Origin of the sequence: Methylomonas sp. MS20, from assembly GCF_050275925.1 — a bacterium.
GTDB classification, from domain to species: domain Bacteria; phylum Pseudomonadota; class Gammaproteobacteria; order Methylococcales; family Methylomonadaceae; genus Methylomonas; species Methylomonas koyamae_A.
The window spans coordinates 625877-640304 of sequence record NZ_CP189962.1; the positions used below are offsets into that span (position 1 = coordinate 625877).

The window sequence follows — 14428 nt, forward strand, 5'->3', positions numbered from 1 at the left end:
CTAAATCAACCCCGGTCTTCGCAGGAAGCCGGGGTTTTTTATTGCCGGCGGAAAGATCGGCGCGAAGAAAAAAGGTGGCAGTGGTGGTGCAAAACTTCTCGGTGTTGATTGCCGACGACAACGACCTCAATCGCTGGTTGTTGCGCGAACAACTGGAAAATTGGACGGGCAATATCCACGAAGCCAGCGACGGTTTGCAAGCTTGGCACACGTTGCGACAGACCGAATTCCGCATCGTATTCCTGGATGTGAATATGCCGGGACTCGACGGTCTGGCGTTGATCGACAAATTGCGTACTAGCGAAGTGAGCTGGAGCGGTGTTCCGGCCGTAGCGGTGACCGCTCATGCCGGCGAGGACCAACGTCAGGCCGCGATGGCGGCCGGATTTGACGATTATTTGGTAAAACCTATCCGGCTGGAGCACTTGCGGCAAGTCCTGGACCGATGGTTGGAGCCCGAGAGGCCCGGTGAATACGGCGCTTGTCTGTTGCGTAAAACCGGCGACAACCGCCGCCTGACGTTTAATTTGTTGGAACAGTTTTTCGCGGAATTGCCCGGCCAAGTTGCCGGCATAGATGACGCGCTGCAGCAGGGGCGCGACGAAGAGGCCTGGAAGATCGTGCATAATTTGCACGGCACGTTTTGCTTTTTCGAGTTCGCCGATTGCCGGGCGCTAGTGGAGGCGTTGGAAACGGCTATCAAACGTGATTCACGGTTGGTTCCGGCGAGTTTTCGAGCATTTCAAGTCAGAATGACATGGCTAACGGCGAACAAAGCCGCCGTTATGCAAGGCTTGATTGCCGACTAAACCAAGACCCTTATTTCAGTTCGTCCAGTAGGGCTTGAGCGGCGGCTTGCTGTTGCTTGGAACCCTTTTCGAGGACATCGTTGGCGATGGATTTCGCGGTTTCGGTATCGCCCATGTCGATGTAGGCTTTGGCCAGATCGATCTTGGTCTCGAATTCGTCCATATCGGTCAGGTCGGCAACGCCTAAGTCGGGTGTGCCGTCCGCGCTGGTCGGTACGATCGGCGCGTCGAAGTCGAAATTGAAATCGAACTCATCGTCGCTGGTCGTCAAACCGGGCGATTCGCTGGTGCTGGTAGTTTTAGCGTTATCCTCAAAACCGGAAAAATCGAAACTATCCAGTTCTAGGGTTTCAATGGTTGGCGACGTGTCCTTGGGTTTCGGTTTGGCGGGTTCGGAAAAATCCAGTTCAAAGTCGAAATCGAAGCTGTCCGGCACCGTGGAACTTGCCGTCTGTTTCGGATCGGCGGCTTTGTCCGCGGGAATTTCCAGGCCCGAAAGGTCGAACGACTCTAGTTCCAGCTCCGTGCCGGCCGGCGTGGGTTCCGGTGTTCTGTGGGACTGTTTAGGGAGGGGCGCTTGCTCGACATCGAAGTTGAAGTCGAAACTTTCCAGATCGTCGGTATCGGTCGCGAGCTGCTTAGCGCTAGCCGGTTCGTCCTGGGGTAGCTCGGTCGGCGTTTCCGGAGCGGTCAAAGAGAACTCAAAGCTCTCGATTTCAGGTTCCGCGCGAGCCGTTGTCGGCGTGACCGCTTCGGTAACGGCTTTGCTGTCCGCGGCAAAGGCGGCCAGATCGAAGTCTAGAGAATCAGGCGTCGAAACGATGGCGTCGGACTTGCGGGCGGCCGATTGGACCGTGCCGATTTCGAAATCCAGACTTTCCAGGTCATCGTTAGTCGAGGATGATGCGGAGGTCAGATCGTTTAAGTCGAAATCCAGGCCGTCGCTTAAACTGGCGTTGAGATCCAAATCCAATTCGGCGAAGTCGTCGTCCAGCGAAAACTCGGTCTCGGCGCTTTGCACGGCGACCGGTGCCGGTTTGACGGTTTCGACCGGAGCGGGCGCCGCGACGCCGCTTCCACCGAATAGCGGCAGATCGGGAGCGATTTCCATCGCCATGTCGCTGACCTTGTTCCAAAAGGTCTTGTCGGCGGTTTTGCCGGCCGCGGCGAGCTCTTCGACAAATTGCACGAATCCGCTTCTGTTCTCGCTGGCGTAAAAAATTTCCAGCAGCTTCAGTTTACATTCATCGCGGTGCGGTTGTTCGCTGATCGCGGTGCGCATCAATTCTTCGGCTTGTTGGTAGCGGCCGTAAGCGAGATAGACATCGGCTTCCGAAATCGGGTCGATTTCGTTTTGATCGGTATCGAATGCGTCGAAATCGCTAGGCGTGAAGTCGCTGATAAACGAGCTTTCGCCAACGGTACCGACGTCGTAATCGTCGGTGCTGCTGATGTCCATGACCGGCACCGACAGGCTGCTTTCGGTGTCCGGCATCCGGATTTGGCTGGCCGATGCGAACATGCTTTCGGTGTTGGTACGTTCGTCGATTTTCCGCTTACGCCATAGCAGCCAGCCGAGCAGACCCAGCATGCCGGTGCCCAGGCCGCCGACGCCCCAGTAATATAAATCGGAGTCGAAGAAACTCGGTTCCTCGACGGGCGGCGGTACTACAACGGGCGGTGGCGGCCGTTTTCGCGGTTTGGCGGGCTCTGCTTGGGCCGGCGCCGGCTGCGCGACCTCGGCTACCGGCGCTGGCGTGGTCACGGCGGGCGCGGGAGGAGGCTCGGGAGCGGCGACCGGCGGCTGAGTCGGAGTCGCGGACGCTTGTTGGCTAGGCGCGGGTTGCGGTTGGGGCGGCGGCACGGCGGAATCCGCTGGCGTCTGGGCCGGTTTGTTGTTTTGCAAGGTGGCGAGTTGTTGATCCTTTAATGCCAACAACTGTTGCATCATGCCTAGTTGTTGTTCCAGCTTTTCAATTCGGGCCTGCAGTTCCAGCGCCTTGCCGTCGCCGGTCTGATCCGAAGTGCCGCCAATACCCGTTTGCGCGGTTTTTTCGGCGGTCTTGGCTTGGTTGGCGACTACCGCGTGTTCCGGAATTTTCGACTCGGCAGGTGCCACCAGTTCCAGCGGTTTGGCGGTCGTGGCTTCGGCCGGCTTGCGGGCGCTGGATTTCGCGGTTTCGGCGCGCGGCGGTTTCGCTTGGGCTTGCGCCATGCCGTCGGCCGCCGGAATTTTCAGAACCGCGCCTTCCTTCAGCGAATTGATATTGCCGTTGAAAGCGCCGGGGTTCGCTTTGTACAAAGCATTGAGCATCTGTTGCGCCGATACGCCGCGTTCTTCACTGAGTTGCGTCGCGATGCTCCACAAGGTGTCGGAACGTTGCACCGGGCCGAACTCGCCGTCGGTCGAGATGGGTTGAGTCGGTTCGGGGGGGGCGGCATTGCGGATCGCCTTTCGCGGCGCGCTACGTATTGGTCGTTGCACGGGTTCCAGCGGTTCGGCGCTGAAGGGCGTCGCATCGACTGCCGGAAGGACCGCTTGATTATAGCTGGTGGGCGGATCGATCAGCAGTGTGAACTCTCGCGTCATACTGCCTTGCGGCCAAGTGACTTCAAGCAGGAAATCCAGAAAAGGTTCGGTGACGACTTCTCGGGTTGTGACTTTGACCAGGATGCCGCCGTCGGCCTGTACCACCGGTTCTAAACGAAGCTTGGACAGGAAGTAATTCCAAGGTACGCCGGCCTGATCGAACTTTTCCGGCGGCGCCAATCTGACCGAGACGTCGCTAGGGTTCTCGCCGTCGGCGACGCTTAGGCGGATTTGCGCATTCAGGTTTTGGTTCAGCGAAGAGTGCAATTGTATGTCGCCAATGCCCAGCGATTGACCGCTGACGGGGGCCAGCAGGGAAACAACCGCTAAAGTCTTAGTAAAATGGCGCACATTGCTTTCCTTCACTGGTATATACCTCGGTACTGGCGGAATCGCAGGTTGGACATGGGCTAAGGTTAGCCTAGATGTAACTTTTTACCAGAACCTCGGCGATCTGCACACTGTTAAGCGCGGCACCTTTCCGGACATTGTCGCCGACCACCCACAGGTCGATTCCCGTCGGGTGGGAAATGTCCTCGCGGATGCGCCCGACGAACACATCGTCGTTGCCGGCCGACTCGGTTACCGCAGTCGGATAGCCGCCGTTCGCCCGTTCGTCCAACAGGGTCACGCCAGGAGCCTTGCTCAGCAGTTCGCGTACTTGCTCCGCGCTGATCTTTTGCTTGGTCTCGATGTGCACGGCTTCGGAATGGCCGAAGAACACCGGTACCCGCACCGCCGTCGGGTTGACCAGAATACTGTCGTCCCCCATGATTTTGCGGGTTTCCCAGACCATTTTCATTTCTTCCTTGGTGTAGCCGTTGTCCATGAACACGTCGATTTGCGGCAACACGTTGAAGGCAATTTGCTTGGGGTAAACCTTGGGTTCGATCGGCTTGGCGTTGAGCAGGTTAGCGGTTTGCGTTGCCAGCTCCTCGATCGCTTCCTTGCCGGTACCGGACACGGCCTGGTAGGTCGCGACGTTGATGCGGCTGATACCGACCGCGTCGTGGATCGGTTTCAAGGCCACCAGCATTTGTATCGTCGAACAGTTCGGATTGGCAATGATGCCGCGATTTTTGTAATCGGCGACTTTCTCCGGATTGACCTCGGGCACGACCAACGGAATGTCGTCGTCGTAGCGAAATTGCGAAGTGTTGTCGATGACCACGCAGCCCGCGGCGGCCGCCTTCGGCGCGTATTCCGCCGATATCGAGGCGCCCGGCGAGAACAGGCCGATTTGGACTTTGGAAAAATCGAAAGTCGCCAGATCTTCGACGACCAGCGAGCCGCCCTTGAACGGAATGCGCTTGCCGGCGGAGCGTTCGCTGGCCAGCGCATAGACTTTTCCGACCGGAAAATTGCGCTGTTCCAGGATTTCTATCATCGTCTCGCCGACCGCGCCGGTGGCGCCGACGACGGCAACATCATAGGTTTTTGCCATGGTCTTAAGCTCCTTTCAACGCGCCGAGGACGGCGTCGCCCATGCCGGAGGTACTGACCTTGGTCATGCCTTCCGAGTAGATGTCGGCGGTGCGGACGCCGCTGTCCAACGCACTATTGACCGCTCGCTCGATGCGCTCCGCGGCATCGTTGCGATTGAAGGTGTAGCGCAGCATCATCGCCACCGACAATATCGTCGCCAGCGGATTGGCGATGCCCTGGCCCGCGATGTCGGGCGCCGAGCCGTGGATCGGTTCGTACATGCCCTTGGCATTGGCGTCCAACGAGGCCGACGGCAGCATGCCGATCGAGCCGGTCAGCATCGCGGCGATATCGGACAGAATGTCGCCGAACATATTGGTGGTGACCAACACGTCGAACTGCTTGGGCGCGCGCACCAATTGCATGGCCGCGTTATCGACGTACATGTGGCTCAGCGCCACGTCCGGATAGTCCTTACCGACTTCGGTCATCACTCCGCGCCACAGTTCGGTGACTTCCAACACGTTGGCCTTATCCACCGAACACAACTTCTTGTTACGTTTTTGGGCGATCTTGAAGGCCGAATGGGCAATACGGCGGATTTCCGATTCGCTGTAGATTTTGGTATTGATGCCGACTTTCTCGCCGTTTTCGGCGACATGCACCCCGCGCGGCTGGCCGAAATAGATGCCGCCGGTCAGCTCGCGGACGATCATGATGTCCAGGCCGGACACCACTTCCGGCTTCAGCGTCGAGGCATCGACCAGTTGCGGATAGAGAATCGCCGGCCGCAAATTCGAGAACAGATTCAGTTCCGAACGAATGCCGAGCAGGCCGCGCTCCGGGCGCACCGCGTGAGCCAACGGCTCCCATTTCGGCCCGCCGACCGCTCCGAGCAGCACCGCATCGGCATTTTTGCACAGGTTCAGGGTTTGCTGGGGCAGCGGCGTGCCGAAGGCGTCGTAGGCGGCGCCACCGACTAGCGCATTTTCAAAACTCAAGCCCAAACCCATGTCGGCGTTCAGAAAGCTCAGCACTTTCACCGCTTCGGCAACAATTTCCGGGCCTATGCCGTCGCCGGGCAATACTGCGATTTTTTTAGTCATCTATCTACCTATCTAAACTGAAGCGTTCTGAAACAGCCACGGAGCGCGTTTGGCGCGTTCGACCTCGTAGGCTTTGATTTTGTCGGCATGCTGCAAGGTCAAACCAATATCGTCCAAGCCGTTCAACAAGCGGAAACGGCGGTTTTCATCCACGCTGAACGCGATCGTCGCGCCGCCGGGCGTGGTGATGGTTTGCTCGTGCAAATCAATGGTCAATCGGTAGCCGTCCGCAATTTCCTTGAACAAACGGTCAACCGTTTCCGCCGGCAATACGATGGGCAGGACGCCGTTCTTGAAGCAATTATTGAAGAAAATATCGGCAAAGCTGGGTGCGATGATGGCCCGGAAACCGTAATCTTCCAAGGCCCATGGCGCGTGTTCGCGCGATGAGCCGCAGCCGAAATTCTCGCGGGTCAGCAGGATTTGCGCGCCTTGATATTGCGGCTGGTTCAGTACGAAATCCGGATTCAGCGGACGCTGGCTGCAATCCATCTCCGGTTCGCCGCGATCCAGATAACGCCATTCGTCGAACAAGTAGGGGCCGAAGCCGGCGCGGCGGATCGATTTCAAAAATTGCTTGGGAATGATTGCGTCGGTATCGACGTTGGCCCTGTCCAGCGGCGCGACCAATGCTGTTAAGGTGGTAAAGGCCTGCATGATTAGCGTTCCTCCGCGATATTGACGAAATGGCCGGCGATCGCGGCAGCGGCAGCCATCGCCGGGCTGACCAAGTGGGTGCGGCCGCCGTAGCCTTGGCGGCCTTCGAAGTTGCGGTTCGAAGTCGAGGCGCAATGTTCGCCGGCTTCCAGGCGGTCGGCATTCATCGCCAGGCACATCGAGCAGCCGGGCTCGCGCCATTCGAAGCCGGCGGCGGTAAAGAGCTTGTCCAAGCCTTCGGCTTCGGCTTGCTGTTTGACCAGGCCGGAGCCGGGCACGATCAGCACTTGCTTGACCGAATCGGCCTTGCGGCGGCCGTTAATGACCGCGGCGGCGGCGCGCAGGTCTTCGATGCGCGAGTTGGTGCAGGAACCGATGAAGACCCGATCGACCGGGATGTCGGTAATTTTTTGATTGGCCCGCAAGCCCATGTATTGCAAGGCGCGCAACATGCCTTCGCGTTTGACCGGATCGCTCTCGGCGGCTGGGTCGGGTACGGCGGCATCGACCGCCACCACCATTTCCGGCGAGGTGCCCCAGGTGACTTGGGGTTTGATGTCGGCGACGTTCAATTCGACGATTTTGTCGAATTTGGCGTCGGCGTCGGAATGCAGGTTTTGCCAGTAGCGCACCGCCATGTGCCAGTCATCGCCTTGGGGCGAGTAGGGGCGACCGTGGTAATAGTCGATAGTCACATCGTCGACCGCCACCAGTCCGGCGCGGGCGCCGGCCTCGATCGCCATATTGCAGACTGTCATGCGGCCTTCCATACTCAGCGCGCGGATCGCATCGCCGCCGAATTCTATCGTGTAACCGGTGCCGCCGGCGGTGCCGATCCGACCGATAATGGCCAGCACGATGTCCTTGGCGGTGACGCCCGGACCGGCTTGGCCGTTCACTTTAATCAGCATGTTCTTGGCTTTCTTTTGCACCAGGCATTGGGTCGCCAGCGCGTGTTCGACTTCGGAGGTGCCGATGCCAAAGGCCAGCGCCGCCGAGGCGCCGTGGGTCGAGGTGTGCGAGTCGCCGCAAACCACGGTCATGCCGGGCAGCGTCGCGCCTTGCTCGGGGCCGATGACGTGGACGATGCCTTGACGCAAGTCGTTCATGTCGAATTCGGTGATGCCGAATTCGGCGCAGTTTCGGTCCAGGGTTTCGACCTGCAAGCGCGATACCGGATCGGCGATGCCATGGTGGCGGTCGCTGGTCGGCACGTTGTGGTCGGCGACCGCCAGGTTGCGGGCGATGCGCCAAGGCTTACGGCCGGACAGGCGCAAACCGTCGAAGGCTTGCGGCGAAGTCACTTCGTGCAGCAATTGCCGGTCTATATAGATCAGGCACGAGCCATCGTCTTCGGTGTGAACGACGTGATCGTCCCAGAGTTTGTCGTATAAGGTTTTACCTGCCATCGCGGGTTCTCTTTTATCTGTAGGGTACGCAATGCGTACCGAATTCAAGCTGGAAGGTACGCGGTGCGTACCCTACGCCAATGCAGCGAACAATTTGTCGGTGATGTCTTGCACCGAACCGACGCCGGCAATCGACGCGAATTTGGCGGATTGTCCCGGCGCAGAATAAAAGCCGACCAGCGGCTTGGTTTGTTCGTGGTAGACGCATAGGCGCTTGCGCACCGTGTCTTCCCGGTCGTCGTCGCGTTGGATCAGCGCTTCGCCGGTAAGGTCGTCGATGCCTTCGGCTTTCGGCGGATTGAACACGACGTGGTAACTGCGGCCCGAGGCCGGGTGCACGCGGCGGCCGCTCATGCGTTTGATGATTTCCTCGTCGTCGACGGCGATTTCGACCACGTAATCCAGCTCAACACCCATGTTCGCCAGCCCTTCGGCTTGAGCGATAGTGCGTGGGAAGCCGTCCAGCAGAAAGCCGTTGGCGCAGTCAGCTTGGGCGATGCGCTCCTTGATTAGTCCCAAAATGATGTCGTCGGAGACCAGACCGCCGGCGTCCATCACTTTTTTAGCTTCCAGACCTAGCGGCGTACCTTCGCGGACCGCGGCGCGCAACATGTCACCGGTCGAGATTTGCGGAATCGCATATTTCTCGGTGATGAACTGGGCCTGGGTGCCTTTACCTGAACCTGGACTACCTAACAGGATGATACGCATAGCTATGACTCCGGAGCATGAATCAGGCGGGTCTTGCCTGGGAAAAGATGGAAAGGATTGACGGTTTCGGCGTGGCGCGAGTCCGCCGTTAAAAAACCCGGCATTTTATCGCAATTGACTGGGCTTGCCGTTAAAAACTTGTCAAGGATTTTCTGCTTGGAAATCGGCATGGTTGGCCAGTCGCGCGAACTCGGCCAGCGAGATCGACTCGGCGCGTAAATTGGCGTCGATGCCCAGTCGCTCGAACAGTTCGGGGCCGACTAAGCCCTTCAACGAGTTGCGAATGGTTTTGCGACGTTGGGTAAAGGCCTGGCCGACCAGTTGCGAGAAATTGCGGAAGTTCGCGACGTCGACCGGAGCTTGTGCGTGCGGCGCCAGTCGGACGATGGCCGACATCACTTTGGGTGCCGGATCGAAACTTTCCGGCGGGACGTCGAATAACGCTTCGGTTTCGCAGAAATACTGCATCATCACGCTGAGGCGGCCGTATTGTTTTCCGCCCGGCTCGGCGCAGATCCGCTCGACGACTTCCTTCTGCAGCATGAAATGCATGTCTTCGATACAACGGGTGTTTTCCACTAAATGGAACATCAGCGGCGTCGAGATGTTGTAGGGCAGATTGCCGATGACGCGCAACTTCTCGCCGGGTTGGGCGAGCGCGGCGAAGTCGAAAGTCAGGGCGTCGGCGCTGTGTATCGTCAGTTCGGCGCGGCCGGCGTATTGTTTTTGCAGGCGGGCGACCAGATCGCGGTCCAGTTCGACGACGTCGAGCCGGATGCCGCTGTCCAGCAAGGGTTTGGTCAGCGCGCCCAAGCCGGGACCGATCTCGACCCAGTGCTCGCCGGCTGCCGGGTGGGCGTGCGCCAAGATATTGTTGATGATCGCGGAATCGTGCAAGAAGTTTTGGCCAAAGCGTTTACGGGGCTGGTGAGTCATGGGCGATGCGGAGTCGAGGGTGGCGGAGTGTGTCGGCCTCGCGGCCGCAAAGCCGGAGATTGTAGGGCATTTGCTTGGTCCGCGGGCAATGTAGAGAGTGGGCGGAAAGCCGTTGCGGGGCATTTGTAAGGTTTGCGACAAATTTCTCGCCGCCGGCCGGCTTGTCATGTCGGTGTTGCGCCAAGCGGCCGGGGAAGTCCGCAAAATCCCTGGATTTACGCACTTGGCAAGTGTTTTGCTTTAAGCCTAGCAAGGGTGAGGTTAAGCCCAAATCACCGAATTGTTGCTGATTTGTATCGAGGTTCCAGCATGACATTTCCCGCTCGTTCCATCGTAATCGACGATACCACGCTCCGCGACGGCGAACAGTCGGCCGGTGTCGTGTTCTCGCTGGACGAAAAGCTGAATATCGCCAAACAACTGGCCGAACTAGGCGTGCCCGAGTTGGAAATCGGCATTCCGGCGATGGGCGAGCAAGAGCGGGAAGAGATCAAAGCCATTGGCGCGTTGGGCTTGTCCAGTCATTTGCTGGTGTGGTCGAGGATGCGTCAGGAAGATTTACAACACTGTTTGGGCTTGGGTGTCGATACCGTCGATTTGTCGATTTCGGCTTCAGACCAGCACATTCAGCACAAACTGAAACAAAGCCGCGCCTGGGTGTTGGCAACGATAGATCGTTGCGTCAAGGCGGCGCTGGATGCCGGCATGCGAGTTTGCGTCGGTGCCGAGGATGCTTCCCGCGCCGATAGCGATTTCCTGGCGCAAATGGCCGAAACGGCGCAAGCCGCCGGTGCTTGCCGAATCCGGTTCGCCGATACCGTCGGCGTGATGGAGCCGTTCGGCGTTCACGACGCGATTCGCAAGCTGCGGGCCGTTACCGACATGGACATCGAAATGCATGCCCACGACGATCTGGGTTTGGCGACCGCCAACACCTTGGCCGCCGCGCTAGCCGGAGCGACTCACGTAAATACCACCGTCAACGGTTTGGGCGAACGCGCCGGCAATGCCGCGCTGGAGGAAGTCGTGGTCGGCTTGAAGCAACTGTATGGTATCGAGTCCGGCGTCGATTTACGCAATTTTCCGGCCTTGTCTCATCGAGTGGCGACCGCGTCGGGCGACACGATAGGCAGTCGCAAAAGCCTGATCGGTCGCGACGTGTTCAGTCACGAAGCCGGCATCCATGTCGATGGTTTGTTGAAAGATCCCGCGAACTATCAAGGTGTTGATCCGGCGCTGGTCGGCCGCAGTCATCAATTGGTGCTGGGCAAGCATTCCGGCAGCCAAGGCGTCGTCCACGCCTACCGGCAACTCGGTATCCAGATTAACCGCTGGCAGGCCGGCCGTCTGCTACCGATGATCCGGCAATTCGTCAGCGTCAACAAACGCGCGCCGCAATCGGCCGATCTGAATCAGTTTTTACATAGCCTATAAGCGAGGTGTCCGATGAGTAGCAAGCGTCAAAAATCAGCCGTGCCGGTCAACGGTAAAGTGGAAGCGCCGATTAGCAATTTGCCGCGGGACGAAGCGCCGGACGATCGTTATCCGGGGACCTTTTTCCGGGTGCCGGGCGTGCCAATGCCGGGTAAAACGACTTGGAGCTTAGCAAAATGATGTTCTTCTCGCCCTCCCGCATCGCTGCCACACCCGGCTTATGGCGGGATTGGCGGGAAGACGTGGCCTGCGTATTCGCTCGCGATCCCGCCGCCCGCGGTTGGTTGGAAGTCTTGTTGGCCTATCCCGGCGTGCACGCGGTATTGCTATACCGGGTCACTCACCGTTTATGGTTGGCCGACTGGAAGTTGACGGCCCGATTGTTGGCTGCGTTCGCCCGCTGGCTGACCAACGTCGATATCCATCCGGGCGCCACGATAGGTAAGCGCTTTTTCATCGATCATGGCGCTTGCGTCGTGATTGGCGAGACCGCCGAAATTGGTAACGACGTGACGATGTACCACGGCGTGACCTTGGGCGGTACCACTTGGAACAAGGAAAAACGCCACCCGACGCTCGGCGACAACGTACTAATTGGAGCCGGCGCCAAAATACTCGGCGCGATCACGCTCGGTAACAATGTCCGGGTGGGCGCCAACTCGGTGGTCATCAAGGACGTACCGGCCTGCTGTACCGTGATTGGGATTCCCGGCCGGATCATTCAGCAGAAAGGCGTCAAGATTCAAGATCCGCGCGGTATCGATCTGGATCACCACCTGGTCCCCGATCCGGTCGGTAAAGCGATCAATTGTCTGGTTGAGCGTTTGGACGAGCTGGAAAACAATCAGAAACGTTTCGTGGTGGCCGAGGAAACCTGCGGTAGTTGCGAGGCGGAAGGGGTTTGCCACGGCGAAGAATCGCCGGTCAAACTGCGAACCGCAGCGGGTGGCAAATAATGGATTTGTTACAGTTCGACGCTCAGGATTTGTATTACGAGCAGGATGACTCTCAGGAAGTGCAGGATTTGATCAAATATGCGTCCGAGCGCTATGCCAACGGCGATGCGGAGTTGCCGCTATTGCAAGCCTTCCTGAGGGCGCCCGAGTCATTGAACGTTTTGGTCTCGTTGAATCGTTTCTACTATTACCAGCACCGCTTGGCGGAAGCCTTGATCATTTCGGAGCGGGCGCTGGCCTTGATTCGGCCCGGCATCGATTTCCCGGAAGATTGGCGAGCACTGGAACGTAGCCATGTTACCGAAGCGCCTAAGGAATTATTGACCCGCGTTCGCTTCTACCTGTTTACGTTGAAGTCGATCGGATTTTTGAACATGCGCCTGGAAAATCTCGAGTTGAGCCGGGCCATATTCGAAAAACTGGTGGCCTTGGACGATAAGGACCGGATCGGCGCGCAAGGCTTGTTGGAATTGGTGGTGCGGCGCCAGGAAGCGGCCGAAGGTATTTTTCGGTTGCCGGACGTGTTCGGGTAAGCATAGCCCCCGCGACGGAAGTAAATAACCCTGGGCGATATTGTTTCGCTCACTCAACCTGAAGGTGAATGCCGTGATTAAACGAAAATCCGATCCGTTTTTAGCGCAGACCTCGACGATGTTATTGATTTTATTGGTCGTATACCTGACTGGCGCCAATGCGGCGCTGCCGGGTGTCGATTTCCCGTTATCGATGAGGTAATTCTGATGAGTTTTGAAGAAGAAATGGAAGAGATGGAAGCCGCCGAGGACTTCCTGGTGTATTTCGGGCTGGAATACGACGCGACCGTGGTTCACGTTAATCGGCTGCACATTTTGCAACGTTTCCACGATTATCTGAGCCAAGCCAAGAGCAGCATGCCGGAAGACGAAGACGCGATGCGGGAAGTGTATAAAAAACTATTGCAACGCGCTTATGGCGATTTCGTCGGCTCCGACGCGCAAACCGAGAAGGTTTTCAAAGTCTTCAAGATGATGGAACCGCAAACCGTATTCGTATCACTGGGCGATATAAAAACATGATAGAAGAACGCTTCGACGAAGAACGCTTCGAATTCGGCGAAGCCGTTCGGGTCACCCGTAACGTGCGCAACGATGGCACCTATCCCGGCATGGAAATCGGCGACTTGCTGATACGGCGGGGTAGTGTCGGCAACGTCATCGAAGTCGGCACTTTTTTGCAGGACCAGGTGATTTACACAGTGCACTTCCTGAACCACGGCCGCATGGTCGGTTGTCGGGCCGAAGAGTTGATCTCGGCCGACGCGGTTTGGAAGCCCAGTCGCTTCGAGTTTCGCGACAAGGTCAAATGCACGATAGACCTGGGCGTGCAAGGCAACGTCATCGCCGCCAAGGGTAGCGACGGCGAGATATTGAAGGTGCTGCGCGAAACCGAACCCTTGCAATACCACGTGCGCTTTCCCGGCCGAACCCTGCAAGTGCCGGAGAGCGTGTTGGAACCGGCCGATCCGAGCAAGTTCCGAGAACCGGAGGAGTAACGATGAACCAGACGGCGGACGTCAAAATAGAGCCCTATACTTTGCTGCGAGCGGCGTTGAACCTGTTCAAGAAAGCGCCGGCCGAACTTGAGCAACCACAGTTGAAGCAAGTCGAGATACAGGCCCGCAACGAATTCGAAATCGAGAACCGGGTGTTGAGCTCCGACGAGGCCACCGGGGTGGTGATTTCCGATATCGAACTGGAAAGGGCTTATCAGGACGTGCGTGGTCGTTTCGAGGACGAAGACGGTTTTATCGCGGCCTTGGAGGCCAATCATCTGGACGAACAGGCGTTGCGGAGCGCCTTACATCGGCAATGTCGGGTCAATACGGTACTTGAGCGCGTCGCGGCGCGGGCGCCGAAGGTTAACGAGGTCGAGATCGGTATTTTCTACCACTCGCATCCCGAGAAATTTCACAAACCCGAGCAACGCAAGGCTCGGCATATCGTGATCAGCATCAATCCGGATTTTCCGGAAAACACTCGGGAGAAAGCCCTGGAGCGGATGACCGAGGTACTCGAAACGCTGCATCGCAAGCCGCATAAATTCGCCGATCTGGCCTTGAAGCATTCGGAATGTCCGACCGCGATGCAAGGCGGAGAGCTGGGTACCGTGGCGGCCGGTGTGTTATATCCGGAACTCGACGCGGCCTTGTTCGCGCTTAAGGAAGGCGGCTTTAGCGATGTTGTCGAGACCGAAATGGGCTTTCACGTGATTCAATGCCTAAAAATCATCCCGGCGGAAACGCTGTCGTTGAAGAAAGCAACCCCAAAGATTCAGCAAATCATGCAGGATCGTTATCGCAGAAACTGCCAGCGCACTTGGTTGGCCAGTCTGCCCGCAATCAAGAGGAGTGTTTAAC

16 protein-coding genes are annotated in these 14428 nt (G+C 58.0%); 9 read left to right on the forward strand and 7 right to left on the reverse strand.

Features of this window, described 5'->3' with window-relative positions; translation table 11 throughout:
• The first annotated feature begins 74 nt into the window (after window positions 1-74).
• Entirely contained in the window at window positions 75-809 is a 735-nt protein-coding gene (locus tag ACQE3D_RS02765) for an Hpt domain-containing response regulator (protein ID WP_313729178.1), read from the forward strand.
• Window positions 810-819: 10 nt separating this feature from the next.
• Here ACQE3D_RS02765 and ACQE3D_RS02770 read toward each other — a convergent pair whose 3' ends face one another.
• The 7 genes from ACQE3D_RS02770 to rsmA all read right to left on the reverse strand — a co-directional run bounded on the left by ACQE3D_RS02770 (window position 820) and on the right by rsmA (window position 9643).
• The gene (locus ACQE3D_RS02770; protein ID WP_313729177.1) at window positions 820-3750 is read right to left on the reverse strand and encodes a FimV/HubP family polar landmark protein; all 2931 of its coding nucleotides are present in this window, start codon (window positions 3748-3750) and stop codon (window positions 820-822) included.
• Between the two features lie 70 nt (window positions 3751-3820).
• A complete protein-coding gene (locus ACQE3D_RS02775) occupies window positions 3821-4843 on the reverse strand; it encodes an aspartate-semialdehyde dehydrogenase (RefSeq protein ID WP_313729176.1) in 1023 nt (340 codons plus the stop codon).
• A gap of 4 nt (window positions 4844-4847) precedes the next feature.
• Window positions 4848-5930: a 3-isopropylmalate dehydrogenase gene (gene leuB, locus ACQE3D_RS02780; RefSeq protein ID WP_313729175.1), complete on the reverse strand. Its 1083-nt coding sequence runs from the start codon at window positions 5928-5930 to the stop codon at window positions 4848-4850.
• Window positions 5931-5942: 12 nt separating this feature from the next.
• Complete coding sequence (leuD, locus tag ACQE3D_RS02785) at window positions 5943-6587, reverse strand: 3-isopropylmalate dehydratase small subunit (protein WP_064031300.1); 645 nt, start codon at window positions 6585-6587, stop codon at window positions 5943-5945.
• A 2-nt stretch (window positions 6588-6589) separates the two neighbouring features.
• Complete coding sequence (gene leuC, locus ACQE3D_RS02790) at window positions 6590-7996, reverse strand: 3-isopropylmalate dehydratase large subunit (protein WP_313729174.1); 1407 nt, start codon at window positions 7994-7996, stop codon at window positions 6590-6592.
• 72 nt (window positions 7997-8068) lie between these two features.
• Window positions 8069-8707, reverse strand: a complete 639-nt coding sequence (gene adk, locus ACQE3D_RS02795; RefSeq protein ID WP_064031298.1) for an adenylate kinase — start codon at window positions 8705-8707, stop codon at window positions 8069-8071.
• Window positions 8708-8848: 141 nt separating this feature from the next.
• Window positions 8849-9643, reverse strand: coding sequence for a 16S rRNA (adenine(1518)-N(6)/adenine(1519)-N(6))-dimethyltransferase RsmA (rsmA, locus tag ACQE3D_RS02800; RefSeq protein ID WP_168029900.1), 795 nt, complete (start codon window positions 9641-9643; stop codon window positions 8849-8851).
• Between the two features lie 309 nt (window positions 9644-9952).
• On the opposite strand from rsmA, the gene nifV reads away from it, so the two are divergent.
• The 8 genes from nifV to nifM all read left to right on the forward strand — a co-directional run bounded on the left by nifV (window position 9953) and on the right by nifM (window position 14427).
• On the forward strand, window positions 9953-11077 hold the full coding sequence (nifV, locus tag ACQE3D_RS02805) for a homocitrate synthase (RefSeq protein WP_313729173.1): 1125 nt from the start codon (window positions 9953-9955) through the stop codon (window positions 11075-11077).
• Between the two features lie 12 nt (window positions 11078-11089).
• Window positions 11090-11257 (forward strand): hypothetical protein, encoded by a 168-nt coding sequence (locus tag ACQE3D_RS02810; protein WP_168029904.1) that lies wholly within the window; start codon window positions 11090-11092, stop codon window positions 11255-11257.
• Window positions 11254-12033 (forward strand): serine O-acetyltransferase, encoded by a 780-nt coding sequence (cysE, locus tag ACQE3D_RS02815; RefSeq protein WP_064031295.1) that lies wholly within the window; start codon window positions 11254-11256, stop codon window positions 12031-12033. The genes ACQE3D_RS02810 and cysE overlap by 4 nt, the downstream gene beginning before the upstream one ends.
• On the forward strand, window positions 12033-12566 hold the full coding sequence (locus ACQE3D_RS02820) for a hypothetical protein (RefSeq protein WP_064031294.1): 534 nt from the start codon (window positions 12033-12035) through the stop codon (window positions 12564-12566). Before cysE ends, ACQE3D_RS02820 begins: the two co-directional genes overlap by 1 nt.
• A gap of 73 nt (window positions 12567-12639) precedes the next feature.
• Complete coding sequence (locus ACQE3D_RS02825; protein ID WP_269454770.1) at window positions 12640-12768, forward strand: hypothetical protein; 129 nt, start codon at window positions 12640-12642, stop codon at window positions 12766-12768.
• A 5-nt stretch (window positions 12769-12773) separates the two neighbouring features.
• A complete protein-coding gene (nifW, locus tag ACQE3D_RS02830) occupies window positions 12774-13088 on the forward strand; it encodes a nitrogenase-stabilizing/protective protein NifW (protein ID WP_064031293.1) in 315 nt (104 codons plus the stop codon).
• A complete protein-coding gene (locus ACQE3D_RS02835) occupies window positions 13085-13564 on the forward strand; it encodes a nitrogen fixation protein NifZ (protein ID WP_064031292.1) in 480 nt (159 codons plus the stop codon). The genes nifW and ACQE3D_RS02835 overlap by 4 nt, the downstream gene beginning before the upstream one ends.
• A 2-nt stretch (window positions 13565-13566) precedes the next feature.
• Window positions 13567-14427: a nitrogen fixation protein NifM gene (nifM, locus tag ACQE3D_RS02840; protein ID WP_313729172.1), complete on the forward strand. Its 861-nt coding sequence runs from the start codon at window positions 13567-13569 to the stop codon at window positions 14425-14427.
• Window position 14428 lies beyond the last annotated feature (1 nt).

Bases quoted from the DNA above. Each gene is read 5' to 3' on its own strand.
- ACQE3D_RS02775 (WP_313729176.1), bottom strand. From the start codon at position 4,843: ATGGCAAAAACCTATGATGTTGCCGTCGTCGGCGCCACCGGCGCGGTC.
- leuB (WP_313729175.1), bottom strand. From the start codon at position 5,930: ATGACTAAAAAAATCGCAGTATTGCCCGGCGACGGCATAGGCCCGGAA.
- leuD (WP_064031300.1), bottom strand. From the start codon at position 6,587: ATGCAGGCCTTTACCACCTTAACAGCATTGGTCGCGCCGCTGGACAGG.
- leuC (WP_313729174.1), bottom strand. From the start codon at position 7,996: ATGGCAGGTAAAACCTTATACGACAAACTCTGGGACGATCACGTCGTT.
- adk (WP_064031298.1), bottom strand. From the start codon at position 8,707: ATGCGTATCATCCTGTTAGGTAGTCCAGGTTCAGGTAAAGGCACCCAG.
- rsmA (WP_168029900.1), bottom strand. From the start codon at position 9,643: ATGACTCACCAGCCCCGTAAACGCTTTGGCCAAAACTTCTTGCACGAT.
- nifV (WP_313729173.1), top strand. From the start codon at position 9,953: ATGACATTTCCCGCTCGTTCCATCGTAATCGACGATACCACGCTCCGC.
- ACQE3D_RS02810 (WP_168029904.1), top strand. From the start codon at position 11,090: ATGAGTAGCAAGCGTCAAAAATCAGCCGTGCCGGTCAACGGTAAAGTG.
- cysE (WP_064031295.1), top strand. From the start codon at position 11,254: ATGATGTTCTTCTCGCCCTCCCGCATCGCTGCCACACCCGGCTTATGG.
- ACQE3D_RS02820 (WP_064031294.1), top strand. From the start codon at position 12,033: ATGGATTTGTTACAGTTCGACGCTCAGGATTTGTATTACGAGCAGGAT.
- nifW (WP_064031293.1), top strand. From the start codon at position 12,774: ATGAGTTTTGAAGAAGAAATGGAAGAGATGGAAGCCGCCGAGGACTTC.
- ACQE3D_RS02835 (WP_064031292.1), top strand. From the start codon at position 13,085: ATGATAGAAGAACGCTTCGACGAAGAACGCTTCGAATTCGGCGAAGCC.
- nifM (WP_313729172.1), top strand. From the start codon at position 13,567: ATGAACCAGACGGCGGACGTCAAAATAGAGCCCTATACTTTGCTGCGA.